The sequence below is a fragment of the Pseudomonas sp. CFBP 13719 genome, from assembly GCF_014842095.1.
In the GTDB taxonomy this organism is placed as follows: domain Bacteria; phylum Pseudomonadota; class Gammaproteobacteria; order Pseudomonadales; family Pseudomonadaceae; genus Aquipseudomonas.
Map to the genome: position 1 here is coordinate 63,396 of NZ_JACYVB010000001.1, position 14,788 is coordinate 78,183.

A 14,788-nucleotide genomic window follows, 5' to 3' on the forward strand; every position below is an offset into this window, starting at 1 on the left:
CAAGCGGGAGCGACCGGCTTGAAGGTCGAAGCGCGCAAGGGGTCGGAGCCCACGGCCGGCAGCCTGCGCAGCGAGCCGGTGCAGCCATCTGCCGCCAGTGCCGCGCCGGCGACCCGCGAGGCCTTCGAGAAAGCCATTCGCAACCGGCGCGCCGATGTCGGCAAATCGCTGCGCGGACGGCTCGAGCAACTGAATCAGGTTCAGGTTCAGGACCCGACGATATTCAGCCCGCACCGCACCGCGCAGATTCTCCAGCACCTGATCGACGTCATCGTGCCGCACTTGGGCGCCGATGCGGAAACCGAAGCGGTGGCGCTGGCGTTGCTGCACGAAGAGATGCAACTGCAGCGCGACATCGAGATTCACCTGGAAGCCGGCGCTGACCATGACGGCTGAACGCGAACTGACCGGCGAGATGGAAATGAGCCGCGCGGCACCGTCGGCGCGTGACTGCGCCCAGTGGCTGCACAGCCGCGGGCAGTCGTATGCGCGCAGCGGCCAGGAGCGCCGTGGCCTGACCTACCTGCTGATGGCCTATCGAATCTGTCCGGACGACATTCATATCCTGCGCAGCCTGATCGGCTTGTTCACCCAATCGGGTGACGGACGCCGAGCGCTCAATGCACTCGACTACCTGATCGGCCTGGAAGGCGAGCACCCCTGCCATGCGCTGCTGCGCAGCCGCGCCCTGTGGGTCAGCGGCGATCAGGCCGGCGCACGCGAGTGCTTTTCCCGTCACCTGCTGGGGCCTGCCCCGCCAAGGACTCCGAACCCATGAATCTCGCCCCACTCAACCGCCTGGCGGTGTTGGCATCGCAGCGCAGCGACGTGGTCATTGCCGCCTTCATGATGCTGGCCGTGGTGATGATGATCATTCCCTTGCCGACGATCATGGTCGACGCGTTGATTGCGGTGAACATCGCCTTCAGCCTGCTGGTGCTGGTGGTGGCTTTCTACGTTTCGCGTTCGGTGGATTTCTCCGCCTTGCCGCCGATCATCCTGCTCAGCACCCTGTTGCGCCTGTCGCTGTCGATCACCACCACGCGCTTGATCCTGTTGCAGGGCGACGCCGGCGAGATCGTCGCGGCCTTCGGCGAGTTCGTGATTGCTGGAGAGGTGGTGATCGGTCTGGTGGTGTTCCTGATCATCACCGTGGCCCAGTTCCTGGTGATCACCAAGGGCGCCGAACGGGTTGCCGAGGTGGCCGCACGCTTCACCCTGGACGCCATGCCCGGCAAGCAGATGAGCATCGACAATGACCTGCGCAACGGCGACATAGAACCGGCGCAGGCCAAACAGCGGCGTTCTCTGCTGGAGCGCGAGAGTCAGCTGTACGGGGCCATGGACGGGGCCATGAAGTTCGTCAAGGGCGATGCGATCGCCAGCCTGGTGATCCTGTTCGTCAATCTGCTCGGCGGCATGGCCATCGGCATGGCCAAGCGCGGGCTTTCGTTCAGCGAAGCCAGCCATACCTATTCGCTGTTGACCGTCGGCGATGGTTTGATCGCGCAGATCCCGGCACTGCTGATCGCAGTGGCCGCCGGCATCGTGGTGACCCGCGTTGCCAGCGATGACGACCAGGACCTGGGCAGCGAGATCATCGGCCAGTTGGGCTCGAACCAGCGGGCACTGACCCTGACCTCCGTGATTCTGCTGGCGGTGGCGTTCATTCCCGGTTTCCCTGCGCCGGTGTTCGTCATCATCTCGGCGATCCTGGGTGCCGCCGCATGGGCGTTACACCGACGCCAGGCGCGCCATGCCCTGACCCAGAGCGTGCCCACCACGTCAATCGATCAGTCCGGCGCAGCCAGTGCCACCGCTTCGGTGGAACGCTTGCCGGAGCCGGTGGAGCCCGAGCGGCGCATCATGCTGCGGGTCGGCCAGACCCTGGCCCTGCACCTCACTGCGGACGAACTGCGCGAGCACGCCGAGGACGCGCGCCAGGCGGTGATGCAGCAACTGGGCATCGAGCTGCCCGAGGTGGGAACGCGGATAGATCCCGGCATGGCTGCCGATCAGTTCGCGGTCCTGCTCGAAGGGGTTCCGATCAGCGCCGGCCCGTTGCCTGCCGCCCACCTGTGGGTGCGCGACGACCCGCTGCACTTGCAGTTGCTCGACGTCGAGCCGCAGCACGGCATGGCCTTGGTGGGCCGCAGCGAAACCCTGTGGGTCGACCATGTTCACCGCGAGGCGCTGGAACAGGCGGGCATCGGTTTTCATGGGCTGGAACAGGCGCTGGGCGCACATCTGCAGACCGTGCTGACGCGCTACGCAGCGGATTTCATCGGCATCCAGGAAACCCGCCGTCTGCTCGACCGTATCGAAGCCGATTATCCGGAACTGGTGCGCGAAACCTTGCGGCACACCTCACTACAGCGTCTGGCGGACATCCTGCGTCGCCTGCTCGACGAGGGGATTGCCTTGCGCAACTTGCGTGGCCTGCTGGAAGCCTTGGTGGAATGGGGCCCGCGCGATCTGGAATTGCATGTGCTGAGCGAACACGCCCGCGGCGCGCTGTCACGCCAGATCTGTCATCGCTACGCCGACGAGCACCGGGTCATCGCCGCCTTTGTCCTCGCCCGACCTGCCGAGGACGCGATTCGCCAAGCGCTGCGCCGTACCGAAGCGAGCCGCAGCGCGGGCCTGCCGGAAGCCCTCGGCCAAGAATTGCTGGAGCAACTGCGTCAAGCGTTCAGCCGCACGGACGACGACTTTCAAGTGGTGTTGATGGTGTCGGCCGATCTGCGCCGCTATCTGCGCCAGTGGCTGGTGCGCCACGACCTGGAAATCCCCGTGTTGTCCTATCAAGATCTGACCCGAGAATTCACCTTGCATACATTGCGCTCCATCGCCCTGCCCGGCAGCCCTGCGGCTGCGCTCGCCGCTCCCGATACAGGCGTCCTGGCATGAACCGACTGTCGATGCCCACCCGCCGGCTGCTCGGTCTGCTGCGCCGAGTGCCGTACGCCGGCGCATGGCTGGCGCTTGCGCTGGCCGGGCCGGCACAGGGAATGAACTTCGATCCGGCGCCCAGCGAAACGGTGCAGTTGAGTGTGGGTGAGGGGCGGATCCTGCGCTTTGCCGCGCCCGTGGAATCGGTATTCGTTGCCGACAACGCGGTCGCCGACATTCGCATCGTTTCGCCCGGCGTAGCCTATGTGTTCGGCAAGACGGACGGCCAGACCAACCTGATTGCCCTGGACGCCCAGCAAGCATCGCAGGGCAGCGTGGGCGTAAGCGTCCGCCCGCCGATCGGCACAGCGCTGCGGCAGCACAACCCGGACAATCAGGTGCAGGTTCGCAGCCAGGGCAAGCGCTTGCTGGCCGACGGTGCGGTGGCCGACATCGACAGCGCCATCGAACTCAACGCCCTACTGGTCAGCAGCGCGGCGCCGGGCGTGCCGCCGATCAACGCCGCGACCTACAACGGCTCGCCCCAGGTCAATATCCGTGTGCGATTTGCCGAGGTCTCCCGCGAGCAGTTGCTGCGCTACGGCGTCAACTGGAATGCCTTGATCAACAGCGGCTCGTTTTCCTTCGGCCTGATCACCGGCGGCCCGCTAGCCAGTTCGGCGGTGGCCGGCGCCACCAACCTGTTGTCGGCCGGGTTCAACTCCAGCAGCGCCAGCGTCGATGTGTTGCTCGACGCTTTGCAGAGCAACGGTTTCCTGGAAATCCTCGCGGAGCCGAACATCACCGCTCTGAGCGGGCAGACCGCCAGCTTCCTGGCCGGTGGCGAGATTCCCGTGCCCGTCCCGGTCGGCAACCAGTTGATCGGCATCGACTACAAGTCGTTCGGCGTTTCCTTGCAGTTCACCCCGACCTTGTTGCCCAACAAACGCATCGGCCTGCAGGTCCGGCCGGAAGTCAGCAGTCTCTCCACCACCAGCCAGGTGCAGATCAGCGGGTTCAGCGTACCCAGCTTTCAGGTACGCCGGGCCGACACTCGCGTCGAAGTCGGCAGCGGGCAGACCTTCGCCATCGCCGGGCTGTTCCAGCGCAGCAGTTCGCAGGACATCGACAAGCTGCCACTGCTGGGCGACGTGCCGGTGCTGGGCAACCTGTTCCGGTCCAAACGCTTCCAGCGCAGTGAAACCGAACTGGTCATTCTGATCACGCCCTACATCGTCGAACCGGTGGCCGACCGCAGCCTGGCCACACCGCTTGACCCGGCCAGCGACAACCCGGCCTGGCGGCTGGCGGGAGGCAACGTTGCGCTCACCGCCCACACGGAGTTCGGCTTTTATGTGGACTGAGCCTGTGTGGACTGAACCTGTGTGGAGTAAACCTGTGTGGGCTTATCGTCGATGGATGGCCTGCTGCAGAACCCTGGCCTGTGTCGCGCCCCTGCTGATGCTTGGCGGGTGCGCCACCGAGCTGGACACCCCGGACGATCCGATGGATTACCTGCGCCTGCGCGACGAACCGTCGACGGGCGCTGCGCGCACCGTGCCAGCAGCGTGTACGGGTGCCGATAACATCGCAGGCCGCGCGCGCTTGCCGCTGGGGTGTGCCAATGCCTTGAACCTGCAGCGGATGATGCAAGACACCCGCGACCTGCATCGGGGGCAAGCCATGGGGCCGACCCTGGCGGCGCCGGTAGGTCGCGCTGCGCAACAGTATCTGCTTGGAGAAACGGCCGATGTGGAGCGCCGGCGCGAGCTGGAGCGTGAACGTCTGGCTGCGCCGGCGCCCTGAGATTCAGCGCGCCTGGCGCGCGAGAATGCCGAGGGCGCGAGCGCGGTCGGCCGGATCCTGCAGCACCTTGATGGCCCGTGCCTTGCCGATCAACGCGATCCGCTCGCTTTCGCTCAGGTCGGGCAGTTCGGCAGCAATGCGCCGCTCCTGACCGGCCAGGGTCAGCACCAGCAGTTGCTGACGCAGGTGACTGGGACGTGCTAGTGGCGAGCGTACCACCTGTGCCATGCGTTCGACGGCCTCGTTCGGCTGACTACCAAGTGCATGAGCCAAGGCCAGGTTGGTACTGATATCCAGGTTCTGCGGAGCCAGGTCATGGGCCTGGCGCAACGCGGCAATGCCCTGCGCCTGCCGGCCCGCGAGCATCGCAGCGGTACCCAGGCGATTGTAGGCAGTGGCCGTGCCGATCATCGGCGCTGCCTGCGCCAGGGTGTCACTGGCGCGGCTGACTTCGCCGCTCTGCAGCAACGCGGTGCCCAGGCCCAGCAGCGCTCGCGGCTCCTTGCTCTGGTTGACCAGCACGCCACGGAAGGCCCGCGCCGCGCCTTGAGGATCGCCGCTGGCCAAACGCGCTTCACCCAACTGCAGCATGACCTCGGGCGCCTCCTTGGAGAGTACGGCGGCGCGCTCGTAGAGCGCCACCGCCGATGAGGGATCGCCGCGACGGTCGACCTCGGCCGCCAGTTGCATCAATCGCGCGCCGTCATCGCTGGGCGGGGTCTGCGTTGCGCAGCCGCTCAACAGCACGCAGGCCGCGGCCAATGCCGTGACCAGCAGAGACTTTCCAGGTCTTGAAACACCCACTGCACCCCTCCCCTGAAGGCTGACAAAGGGCTGAGTGAAACCTACTCAGGTGACAGTCCGGTGACAACGGCCACTTGCATGGGGTGCATGGCGCTCAGTACCTGACGCGTTTGCCGGCCGTCACAAAAACGCAAAGTGCGCGCGGCTACACTCGGCCCGTTCAAACAATCGGCAGGAACGCACAGCGCATGAGCCAGCACGGCCCAGACATCACCGCCAGATCCAGCCAGCGCTTGCGCAGCACGCCGGGGCTGCCATGCGCATTGCTGATCCTCGCCATGCTGGCCGGACCCGATGCCTGCGCATCGGCAGCTGCCACGCCGGCCTGGCCCGCACAGCCCTATCCCTACCTGATCATCGACCAGGATGTACGCGGCGTTCTGCAGGAAATGGGCAGCAACCTTGGCTTTGCAGTGGTCATCGCCGACGCCGTCAAAGGCAAGGTCCGCGGCAAGGTGGCTGGCGACAGCGCCGCCGATTTTCTCGCCGCGTTGAGCACGGCCAACGGGCTTGGCTGGTACTTCGATGGCAGCACGCTGTTCGTCGACAGCGCCAACGACACTGCAGCACGCACCTTCGACACCGGCACGCTGTCGGCCGCTGCGGTTCAAGGCGCACTGGCCCCGCTACTCGCCGGTGGCCCACGCGCCCGGCTGAGCATCGATGCCAGCGCTCGCAGGGTGAGCGCCGCCGGCTCGCCAGGCTACCTGAGCCTGATCGACGAGCAACTCGCCGCCCTGCGGCCGCCGCTGCGCCACACGGCCGCTAGGCAACCTGCTTCCCGCAGTGTGCGAATCTTTCGTGGCGGCGCCGAGACCCAGGTGGTCTCGGGCCTGGACTGAGTTCAACCCCGCCTTCGGGCTCACCTGCAAGGAGAACGACCATGGCTACAAATGCTATCGATCCGAACCTCGACCCCTCCGCCGGCACGGACGGCGAGGCGCAATTCAACGCCGCGCTGGACAGCTCCACGGAACTCAGCGACGCCGAGTTCACCGATCAGTTGGTCAGCGGCGCGGTCACCGTGGCTGGCCAGATGATCATCATGCCCAAGGCCAACGAAATGCTGAACGAAGCGATGTCCGACGAGTGATTGCGTCGCGCTGAACCTTCCCATCGTCGAACAGGAGCCTGACCATGTTGCCCATTGCCGCCACTGCCGTACCGGCACAGCCACCCATCGCCGATGCAGTGGGCACCAACCAGGCATCGCAGAACCTCTTCGAGCACATGGCACGGCAGCCTGCCGTCGCGCCCACCGGCACCAGCCCCGCACAATTGGGGGCCGGTGTTCTGGACAACCTCGACGGCTTCTTCAATCGCACCCAGCGCTTCGCCGAGCGCGCCGCCGACCTCGGCGCCAGACAGACCGACCCTGCGGCGGCCGGTCACCCGGCCCCGGCGCAGGCCGCTGCCGACCCGCAACTGCAAAAGGTCGTGGAGTCGTTGAGCCTGATGTTCGATCACTCCATCGAAACGCAGATGGTGGTGCGCGGTGCCACCCAGGTGTCCGGCGCCGCCAACACCTTGCTCAAGGGTCAATGATGAACCTTATGCCTCTCTCGATACGGCAGCGCACTACACGCCGCCTGCTGGCCATCGTCCTGCTCGCCTGCCTGATGCAGGGCTGCAAGACCCAGCTGTACACCAATCTCAGCGAGCGCGAGGCCAATACCATGGTCGCGGCGCTGTTGCACGAAGGCATCCCCGCCGACCGCGTGGTGCAGAAGGACGGGCGCTTGACCGTCAACGTGGCGCAAGAGCGCTTTGCCGAAGCCATGGCGATCCTGGAACAGGCCGGCCTGCCGGAGCAGACCTTCGCCAGTATGGGTGAGGTGTTCAAGAGCAACGGCCTGGTTTCGTCGCCCACCCAGGAACGCGCTCAGTTGATCTACGCATTGAGCGAGGAACTGGCGCACACCGTATCGCAGGTCGACGGGGTGGTCTCGGCCCGGGTGCATGTGGTGCTGCCGGACAACGATCTGCTCAAGCGCTACATCACCCCCTCTTCGGCCTCGGTGTTCGTGCGCTACGAAGCCGGGCTGGACATCAATGCACTGATACCGCAGATCAAGACCCTGGTCGCCAACGGTATCGCCGGGTTGGGCTACGACGGTGTCTCGGTCATTCCCGTACAGGCCGCCGTTCGCGAGCGCGCACGCCAGGCACCTGCGTTTTCCTCGGTCATGGGCATCTGGGTGCTGGAGAGCAGTCAGACCCGCGCCGCAACCCTGTTCGGCGTGATGCTGCTGGCCATCGTGGCGCTGGCCGGGGTGCTGGGTTATGTGCTGTGGCAGGCACGTCGACCGCGCAGCTACACCTTGGTGGATGTCACATGAGCACGCCGGAACACACGATCGCTGCAGCCGAACACGAACGCCGCTGGCAAACCTTTACCGCCCGCCCTCTGCACAACGTGCACCGGGCACGCCTGCAGGCCTGCTTCGACAACCTCGACCTGCCCGCAGCCACCCTCGATGCGATGCTGGCCCAGCCACGCCTGCGCGAGCGGCTGACGCGCATGCTCGAGCAACGCTTTGCCTTGCAACCCCTCGAGGCGCTGCAGGCCCCGGCGGCCGAGGATGTGCCGGTGGCCACCCTGGGCAGCGCGCAACTGAAGCAACTGGCGCGTCGCTGCGGGGTGGTGTTCTGGGCCGAAGCGCTGGTTCGGGAAATTCGCGCACCGGCAGTACGCGCGCTGCGCGAGCACTTCGGTACTGCGCTGTTCGAGTTGGCCCTGGCCGAACATGCCTTGGCTTGCCCGCTGGCCAGCCACGAGCTGCCGGCTTCTCTCGAGGAACTGGACGCTGTGGTCGAACGAGATGGCCAGGCCTGCGTCAACGCCTGGCTGGCCGAACAACCTCGCGCACTGGCCGCCTGGTACCGATTGAAAATCGCTGACCCGGCCGCCGCCACGCCGATTACCCCGCGCAACGAGCAGTACGGGCCAATGATCGTGCGGCGGGTAGTGCGCAGCGATCCGCCGACCCATGGAGCCATGGATGAGTGAAGCCAGCCCATTGCCAACGCCTGGCAAGCGCATCGTGCGCGTCGATGAAGCCGCGCACTGGATCGACGGTCAGGAATATCTGCAGAACGCCCGCGAGCAGGCTCGACAGCTGCTCGAGCTGGCCGAGCGGCAGGCCCGGGACCTGCGCATTGCCGCCCGCGCCGAAGGACTTGCCGAGGGCCAGGCGGCGGCGGGTCGACAGCTGGTCGAGACCGCCGTAGCCGTCGAGCGCTATCTGGCCACGGTGCAGGTGCAACTGGCCGAGCTGAGCCTGACATTGGTGCGCCAGGTATTGGACGACCTCGACGCCGCGCCCCTGATCGCCCAGCTGTGCCAGCGCGCCCTGCACGACTTCCGCGACCAGCAGCAACTGACCCTGCGCGTGCCGCCCGCCCAATTGGCGGCGGTCGCAAGTTTGCTGCAGGGGCTGCTCGGCACTGTACAAGTCCAGAGCGACGCCAGCCTGGGGCCGCGTCAGGCCACGCTGTCGAGCCCGGCCGCGCTGGTCGACCTGGACATCGATGAGCAGCTGCGCGGCCTGCGCCTTGCACTGGGCCTGCCGGACGCGCCTGCAAGCGTCGGGGCTGCCCAGTGAGCGTCGTGCTCGACAGCGCACTGCCGGAATTGCTCGCGCGCGCCACAACGGCCCTACCCCGACCGATGCGCGGCAAGGTCCGGCGAATTCGCGGAATCATGGTCTACGCCAGCCTGCCAATGGCCCGCATCGGTGAGCTGTGTTACCTGCGCGATCCCCTCGACCAGCGTCTGGTCGCGGCCCAAGTAATCGGTTTCGAAGGCGACGAAGCTCTGCTCACGCCGATCGGCGAGCTGCAAGGCATGTCCACCCGCTGCGAGGTGATTCCCACCGGCGCACCCCTGAAGGTCAGGGTGGGTGAGCATCTGCTGGGCCGGGTCATCGACCCGCTGGGCCACTTTCTCGACGGTCCACCGCCGCCCCTGGCGCCGGGGCCGGCACGTCACTACCCGGTGCATGGTGAGCCGCCGACGGCGTTCTCGCGCAGCCTGATCGAGCAGCCGCTGGCACTGGGTATCCGCGCCATAGACGGCCTGCTGACCGTCGCCCGTGGTCAGCGGGTGGGCATTTTCGGCGAGCCGGGGGTGGGCAAGTCATCCCTGCTGACCAGCATCGTGCGCGGCACCGCCGCCGACGTCATCGTGCTGGGACTGATCGGCGAACGTGGACGCGAGGTACGCGAACTGCTCGACGTCCAACTCGGCGCGCAGGCCCGCGCACGCACGGTCGCGGTGGTCGCCACGTCCGACCGGCCGGCCATGGAGCGGGTCCAGGCGGCGCACGTGGCAACCAGCATCGCCGAATACTTTCGCGATCAGGGCCTGCATGTGCTGCTGTTGATGGACAGCATCACACGCTTCGCCCGCGCCCAGCGCGAGGTCGGCCTGGCAGCAGGCGAACCGCCGACCCGGCGCGGCTTTCCACCTTCGTTCTTCGCCGCCCTGCCGCGCCTGCTGGAACGCGCGGGGCCGGCCGCACGCGGCAGCATCACCGGCCTGTACACGGTCCTTACCGAAGGCGACGGCAGCCAGGACCCGGTGGCCGAAGAAGTCACCTCGATCCTGGACGGCCACATCGTGCTCAGCGCCGCCCTGGCGCAGAAGAACCACTTCCCGGCCATCGACATACTGCGCAGCCGCAGCCGCCTGATGGACGCCGTGGTGCGGCCGCTGCAACGCCAGAGCGCGGCGCAGATTCGTCAGTCCATGGCGCTGTACGCCGACGTCCAGTTGTTGTTGCAGGTTGGCGAGTACAGCGCTGGCAGCGATCCGCAGACCGATGCGGCCATCGCGCGACAGGGGGCCATCGAGCGATTCCTGTGCCAGCAGGCCGATAGTTGCAGCGACTATGAACAGACCGTGCGTGCGCTGTTCGAGTTGCTCCAGTGACCGGCACCGAGCGCTTGCAGGCGCTGCTGCGACTGCGCGAGTTGCGCGAACGCAAGGCACGGATGGCTGCCGCCCGACAGGCGCGCTGCCGCGACGAGTTGGAGCAGCGCATAGACACCCTGACCCAGGCGCACTGCCTGCACAGCGAAGCCCTGGCCCGCCGCGATGCACGCAACGGCGCGGCGCTGCTGGGTGAAATCGTCGAACACTGGCAGGTCCAGCGCTACCAGCAGCAGGCCTCCGAGCGGGTTCACCTGGATCGACAGTTTGCGCAGCAGCTGCAAGTCCTCGGCGAGGAACGGAGCCAAGTGCACGCGCGCCTGGAAACCCTGCGGCAGCAGCGTCAACAGCACCAGCGACAGTGTGACGCCATGGCCCAATTGCTGGCCCAAGAAGTCCGCCTGGTTCGCCTGCGCGCGCAGGGGCACGCCGAAGCGGAAGCTGAAGATCGGCCCGGTGGCTTGCCCCATGGGTGACGTCCGCCCGATCCGCCGCGCACCGGTGCTGCCGAGGGTAACTGCCTGTTTTCCTTCGGTCGATGCCACCGCATGCGAGCTGATCAACCAATGGTTGCACCCGCGCGCCGTCATCGAGTTCGCACTGGGCGGGCACGCCTGCCAGATGGCTGTACGAGCCTGGCCGGAGCCACTCGACGATCGCCTCGACGTCGCCTTCAGGCTGGGCCCGGACACAGGTGTCCTTTACCTGCCCAGGGGCTTGCTGGCCAATGCGTTTGGCCCTGAAACGAGCACCAGCCTGCAACAGGCGAACCCGGAACAGCGTTGCCTGCTGCTCGAGTACCTGCTGCTCGACCTCGTCGAAGCCCTGGAAAAATCCACCGATCAGCCTTTGCAATGCACCCCTGAACAATTTGCCGACGATTCGCTGCCGGTGCGGCTGGGGTTGAGCGTGAGCCAAGGAGCATGGCACGCCACGCTGGGTCTGGCACTCGACCCGGACGCCGCCCGACGTCTGTTGGCCCTGCTCGATACCCAGGTGCCACGCGTGCCGGAGCACCCTGGCTGGCTGCCCCTGCCGGTGTCGGTCGCCTGCGGCTGGCAGCTGTTGTCCCTTGACGAACTGCACAGCCTGGCGCCAGGCGACGTGGTCATGCTCGATCGACCTTGCGCAGGCGTGCTGGTACGCATCGCCGAGCGCCTGCACGCGTTCGCCACGCTCATCCCCGGCGGCCTGCGCCTGGACGATTCACCGTCGCCTGCCCCCTTTCCGTTCATTTCGCCTTCCTCTGGAGAAACCATCATGGCGCAATTCCCCGACCACCTTGCGGCGCATTTGCCCGTCACCCTGGTCTGCGAAGTCGGGCACCTCGAGGTGACGGTGCAGACCCTCGGCGCACTGGTCTGCGGCAGTGTTTTGCCCCTGCCGGATCGAGAGGGCCAGCAGGTCATGCTGCATGCCAATGGCAAAGCCTTCGGCCGAGGCGAACTGGTTACCCTGGGCGAAGGCCTGGGGGTGCGCCTGACGAGCCGTACAGCCCATGAATGAGCTGCAACCCAATCTGATCGAAATCATCATCGTGGTTTCCACCATCGGCCTGGTGCCGTTGGTGGTGGTCACCATGACCGGCTTCCTGAAGATTTCCGTAGTGCTGTTTCTCATCCGCAACGCTCTGGGCGTGCAGCAGACGCCGCCCAACCTGGTGCTGTACGGCATCGCGCTGATCCTCACCGTCTATATCACCACGCCGCTGGTGGGGGAAATGCTGCACCGCCTCGAAGCCCAGCCCATCAGCCTGCAGAGCGTGGACGGCATTCGCGAAGCCGGCGACGTGCTGCGCGCACCGTTGCAGGCGCACCTGTCGCGCTACGCCAATCCGGATGAGCGGGCGTTCTTTCTGCAGGCGACCGAAAGCATCTGGTCCGAGGAAGCCCGCGCCGATCTTCGCGAAGACGATCTGGTGGTATTGATCCCGGCGTTCGTCAGCTCCGAGCTGACCCGTGCCTTCGAGATCGGCTTCCTGCTCTACATCCCGTTCCTGGTGATCGACCTGATCGTCTCCAACATCCTCATGGCGATGGGCATGATGATGGTGTCGCCGACGCTGATCTCGATCCCGTTGAAGATCTTTCTGTTCGTGGCCGTCAGCGGTTGGTCGCGCCTCATGCACGGACTGATCATGAGCTACGGCGCATGAACGTCGACCACCCACCCCTTGCGAGGTAGCAGTCATGGGCCAGGACATCTTCCTGAGAGTGATGAAAGACGCGCTGATGACGGTATTGCTGCTGTCGGCGCCGGCATTGCTGGTGGCCATCGTGGTGGGCTTCGGCGTCGGCCTGGTGCAGGCGCTGACCCAGATCCAGGACCAGACCCTGCCGCAGGCGATCAAACTGGTCGCGGTCATGCTGGTGCTGCTGGTACTCGGTCCGCTGCTGGCGAGTCAGGTGGTCAATCTGGCCGGGCAGATGCTCGACAACTTTCCCGCGTGGACACGCTGACGGTGGCCCATGCTCGGTGAGCAACTGGCAGGGTTCTTCGACCTCGCCTACCCCCTGCTCAGCGCCTTCGGCATGGCCGTGGCCCGCGCCCTGGGCATGATCATCATCACCCCGGCGTTCAATCGGCTGGGCCTGACTGGCATGATCCGCAGCGCGGTCGCGGTGGTGGTGTCGATTCCGATCGCCCCGGACATCTTCATCGCCCTGGCAGGCGAGCAGGCACCGTCGACCCTGATGTTGATGGCGCTGCTGATCAAGGAAATGATCATCGGCGTGGTCATCGGGCTGATCTTCGGTATCCCGTTCTGGGCCGCCGAGGTCGCCGGCGAGCTGATCGACCTGCAACGTGGCTCGACCATGGCGCAGCTGCTCGACCCGCTGAGCTCGGGCGAATCGAGCGTCACCTCGACGCTGCTGAGCATCACCTTGATCACGCTGTTCTTCATGTCCGGCGGGTTCACCCTGATGCTCGACGGGCTGTACCGCAGCTACCAGTTGTGGCCGGCACTGGCGGCGGCGCCGGCACTGGGCGAGCACAGCGTCATGGAGATCGTGGGAGTGCTGGACAAGGTCATGCAGACCGGCGTGCTGATGATTGCCCCAGTGGTGATCGCCATCCTGACCGCCGACCTGCTGCTGGCCTACCTGGCACGCATGGCGCCGCAGTTGCACGTGTTCGACCTGTCGCTGTCGGTGAAGAACCTGCTGTTCTCGTTCCTGATGGTCGTCTACGTCAGCTTCATGATTCCCTACATGCTCAGCCAGCTGGGCGCGATGCGCGGCTGGTTCGACGTGGTCGAGTCGACGGTGCAGGCCGGCCTGCAGACAGGTGCGCCGTGAGCGAGCAACCCAGCGAAGAGAAGTCACTGCCCGCGTCGCAGAAAAAGCTGCGCGATGCGCGCAACAAGGGCCAGTTGCCGAAGAGCCAGGACATGGTCACCGCCATGGTCATCCTGACTTGCAGCCTGTACCTGATCAGCGTCGCCGAAGGCCTGCAGCAACGTTGCATGGCCTTCGTCGAGCTGGTTGCCCAGGTCTGGAGCGAACCGTTCGCCAGCCTCTGGCCACGGGTGCAGAGCACTGCAGTGGATCTGTTGCTGAGCGTCACCCTGCCGCTGCTGGCGGTGACGGTCATCACCGTGGTGCTGAGCAACCTGGTGACCATGGGCGGGCCGGTGTTCAGCGCCGACCCGATCAAGCCCGAGTTCGAACGCATCAGCCCGGTCGCGGGGTTCAAGCGCATTTTTTCGCTGCGCAGCCTCATCGAGTTGCTCAAGGGGCTGTTCAAGCTCGGCGCTTTGACCGTCGCCTTCGTCCTGGTGTATCGCGCCGGCATGCAGAGCCTGATGCAGTCCTCCGGCTGCGGCACCGAATGCGTACGGGCTTCGTTTGTGGAAATGTTCCGGCCGCTGCTGGCCACCGTGATCATCGCCTTTGTGTTGGTAGGCGGGCTGGACGTGCTCATGCAGCGGTGGCTGTTCGGCCGGGAGATGCGCATGACCAAGAGCGATCGCAAGCGCGAGACCAAGGACACCGACGGCGACCCCCTGATCCGCCAGGCACGCCAGCGCCAGCGCAAGCAGATGCATGCGCTGGCCACCAAGCGCGGTCTGCACAACGCCACGCTGGTGATCGGCGAGGCGGGCCAATGGGCGGTGGGCCTGCGCTACATCCGTGGCGAGACACCGGTGCCGGTGATCGTCAGCCGCGCGGGCCCGGAGGAATCGACAGCGATGCTGGAACAGGCACGCACGCTGGGCATCGCCCATGCCGTGAACGCGCCGCTGGCGCGCCGCATTGCCGTGCGTGCGGCCGGCGACGCGGTACCGGATGCAACCTTCCAGGAAGTCGCCGACATCCTGGTCGGTGCGCGGTTGATCTAGGCGGTGACCCA

Annotated in this window: 19 protein-coding genes; 17 read left to right on the forward strand and 2 right to left on the reverse strand. The window is 66.1% G+C overall.

Annotated elements, in window-relative coordinates:
• Positions 1–18: 18 nt before the first annotated feature.
• The 5 genes from IFT57_RS00315 (at position 19) to IFT57_RS00335 (ending at position 4,698) form a co-directional block, all read left to right on the forward strand.
• On the forward strand, positions 19–396 hold the full coding sequence (locus tag IFT57_RS00315) for a hypothetical protein (RefSeq protein WP_192149788.1): 378 nt from the start codon (positions 19–21) through the stop codon (positions 394–396).
• Positions 386–778: a tetratricopeptide repeat protein gene (locus IFT57_RS00320; RefSeq protein WP_244657223.1), complete on the forward strand. Its 393-nt coding sequence runs from the start codon at positions 386–388 to the stop codon at positions 776–778. Before IFT57_RS00315 ends, IFT57_RS00320 begins: the two co-directional genes overlap by 11 nt.
• Positions 775–2,910, forward strand: a complete 2,136-nt coding sequence (sctV, locus tag IFT57_RS00325) for a type III secretion system export apparatus subunit SctV (RefSeq protein WP_192149790.1) — start codon at positions 775–777, stop codon at positions 2,908–2,910. The genes IFT57_RS00320 and sctV overlap by 4 nt, the downstream gene beginning before the upstream one ends.
• Positions 2,911–3,011: 101 nt before the next feature.
• Entirely contained in the window at positions 3,012–4,256 is a 1,245-nt protein-coding gene (locus tag IFT57_RS00330; protein WP_192150801.1) for a type II and III secretion system protein family protein, read from the forward strand.
• A 34-nt stretch (positions 4,257–4,290) separates the two neighbouring features.
• Positions 4,291–4,698 (forward strand): hypothetical protein, encoded by a 408-nt coding sequence (locus IFT57_RS00335; RefSeq protein WP_192149792.1) that lies wholly within the window; start codon positions 4,291–4,293, stop codon positions 4,696–4,698.
• A gap of 3 nt (positions 4,699–4,701) precedes the next feature.
• Here IFT57_RS00335 and IFT57_RS00340 read toward each other — a convergent pair whose 3' ends face one another.
• Positions 4,702–5,502, reverse strand: coding sequence for a tetratricopeptide repeat protein (locus IFT57_RS00340; RefSeq protein ID WP_192149794.1), 801 nt, complete (start codon positions 5,500–5,502; stop codon positions 4,702–4,704).
• Between the two features lie 188 nt (positions 5,503–5,690).
• On the opposite strand from IFT57_RS00340, the gene IFT57_RS00345 reads away from it, so the two are divergent.
• The 7 genes from IFT57_RS00345 to IFT57_RS00375 are packed head-to-tail and all read left to right on the forward strand — an operon-like array spanning position 5,691 to position 10,435.
• On the forward strand, positions 5,691–6,344 hold the full coding sequence (locus tag IFT57_RS00345; RefSeq protein ID WP_192149797.1) for a type III secretion protein: 654 nt from the start codon (positions 5,691–5,693) through the stop codon (positions 6,342–6,344).
• Positions 6,345–6,385: 41 nt separating this feature from the next.
• The gene (locus IFT57_RS00350; protein ID WP_122796789.1) at positions 6,386–6,595 is read left to right on the forward strand and encodes a hypothetical protein; all 210 of its coding nucleotides are present in this window, start codon (positions 6,386–6,388) and stop codon (positions 6,593–6,595) included.
• A 38-nt stretch (positions 6,596–6,633) separates the two neighbouring features.
• On the forward strand, positions 6,634–7,047 hold the full coding sequence (locus IFT57_RS00355) for a hypothetical protein (RefSeq protein ID WP_446731182.1): 414 nt from the start codon (positions 6,634–6,636) through the stop codon (positions 7,045–7,047).
• A gap of 8 nt (positions 7,048–7,055) precedes the next feature.
• Positions 7,056–7,841 (forward strand): type III secretion system inner membrane ring lipoprotein SctJ, encoded by a 786-nt coding sequence (sctJ, locus tag IFT57_RS00360; RefSeq protein WP_192149799.1) that lies wholly within the window; start codon positions 7,056–7,058, stop codon positions 7,839–7,841.
• The gene (locus tag IFT57_RS00365) at positions 7,838–8,512 is read left to right on the forward strand and encodes a type III secretion protein (protein WP_192149801.1); all 675 of its coding nucleotides are present in this window, start codon (positions 7,838–7,840) and stop codon (positions 8,510–8,512) included. Before sctJ ends, IFT57_RS00365 begins: the two co-directional genes overlap by 4 nt.
• Positions 8,505–9,107 (forward strand): HrpE/YscL family type III secretion apparatus protein, encoded by a 603-nt coding sequence (locus tag IFT57_RS00370; RefSeq protein ID WP_192149803.1) that lies wholly within the window; start codon positions 8,505–8,507, stop codon positions 9,105–9,107. The genes IFT57_RS00365 and IFT57_RS00370 overlap by 8 nt, the downstream gene beginning before the upstream one ends.
• Positions 9,104–10,435, forward strand: coding sequence for a FliI/YscN family ATPase (locus tag IFT57_RS00375; protein WP_446731172.1), 1,332 nt, complete (start codon positions 9,104–9,106; stop codon positions 10,433–10,435). Before IFT57_RS00370 ends, IFT57_RS00375 begins: the two co-directional genes overlap by 4 nt.
• On the opposite strand, the gene IFT57_RS00380 is transcribed toward IFT57_RS00375, so the two are convergent.
• On the reverse strand, positions 10,393–10,905 hold the full coding sequence (locus IFT57_RS00380; protein ID WP_192149805.1) for a hypothetical protein: 513 nt from the start codon (positions 10,903–10,905) through the stop codon (positions 10,393–10,395). The genes IFT57_RS00375 and IFT57_RS00380 overlap by 43 nt on opposite strands.
• Between IFT57_RS00380 and sctQ the strand changes: the two genes are divergently transcribed.
• Genes sctQ through IFT57_RS00405 form a run of 5 tightly spaced genes read left to right on the forward strand, consistent with a single transcriptional unit; the run spans position 10,904 to position 14,777 of the window.
• Complete coding sequence (gene sctQ / locus IFT57_RS00385; protein ID WP_192149807.1) at positions 10,904–11,941, forward strand: type III secretion system cytoplasmic ring protein SctQ; 1,038 nt, start codon at positions 10,904–10,906, stop codon at positions 11,939–11,941. The genes IFT57_RS00380 and sctQ overlap by 2 nt on opposite strands.
• Positions 11,934–12,590 (forward strand): type III secretion system export apparatus subunit SctR, encoded by a 657-nt coding sequence (gene sctR / locus IFT57_RS00390; protein ID WP_122796795.1) that lies wholly within the window; start codon positions 11,934–11,936, stop codon positions 12,588–12,590. The genes sctQ and sctR overlap by 8 nt, the downstream gene beginning before the upstream one ends.
• Before the next feature lie 34 nt (positions 12,591–12,624).
• Positions 12,625–12,894, forward strand: coding sequence for a type III secretion system export apparatus subunit SctS (gene sctS, locus IFT57_RS00395; protein WP_192149809.1), 270 nt, complete (start codon positions 12,625–12,627; stop codon positions 12,892–12,894).
• Between the two features lie 9 nt (positions 12,895–12,903).
• The gene (sctT, locus tag IFT57_RS00400; protein ID WP_192149811.1) at positions 12,904–13,734 is read left to right on the forward strand and encodes a type III secretion system export apparatus subunit SctT; all 831 of its coding nucleotides are present in this window, start codon (positions 12,904–12,906) and stop codon (positions 13,732–13,734) included.
• The gene (locus tag IFT57_RS00405) at positions 13,731–14,777 is read left to right on the forward strand and encodes an EscU/YscU/HrcU family type III secretion system export apparatus switch protein (RefSeq protein ID WP_192149813.1); all 1,047 of its coding nucleotides are present in this window, start codon (positions 13,731–13,733) and stop codon (positions 14,775–14,777) included. The genes sctT and IFT57_RS00405 overlap by 4 nt, the downstream gene beginning before the upstream one ends.
• Positions 14,778–14,788 lie beyond the last annotated feature (11 nt).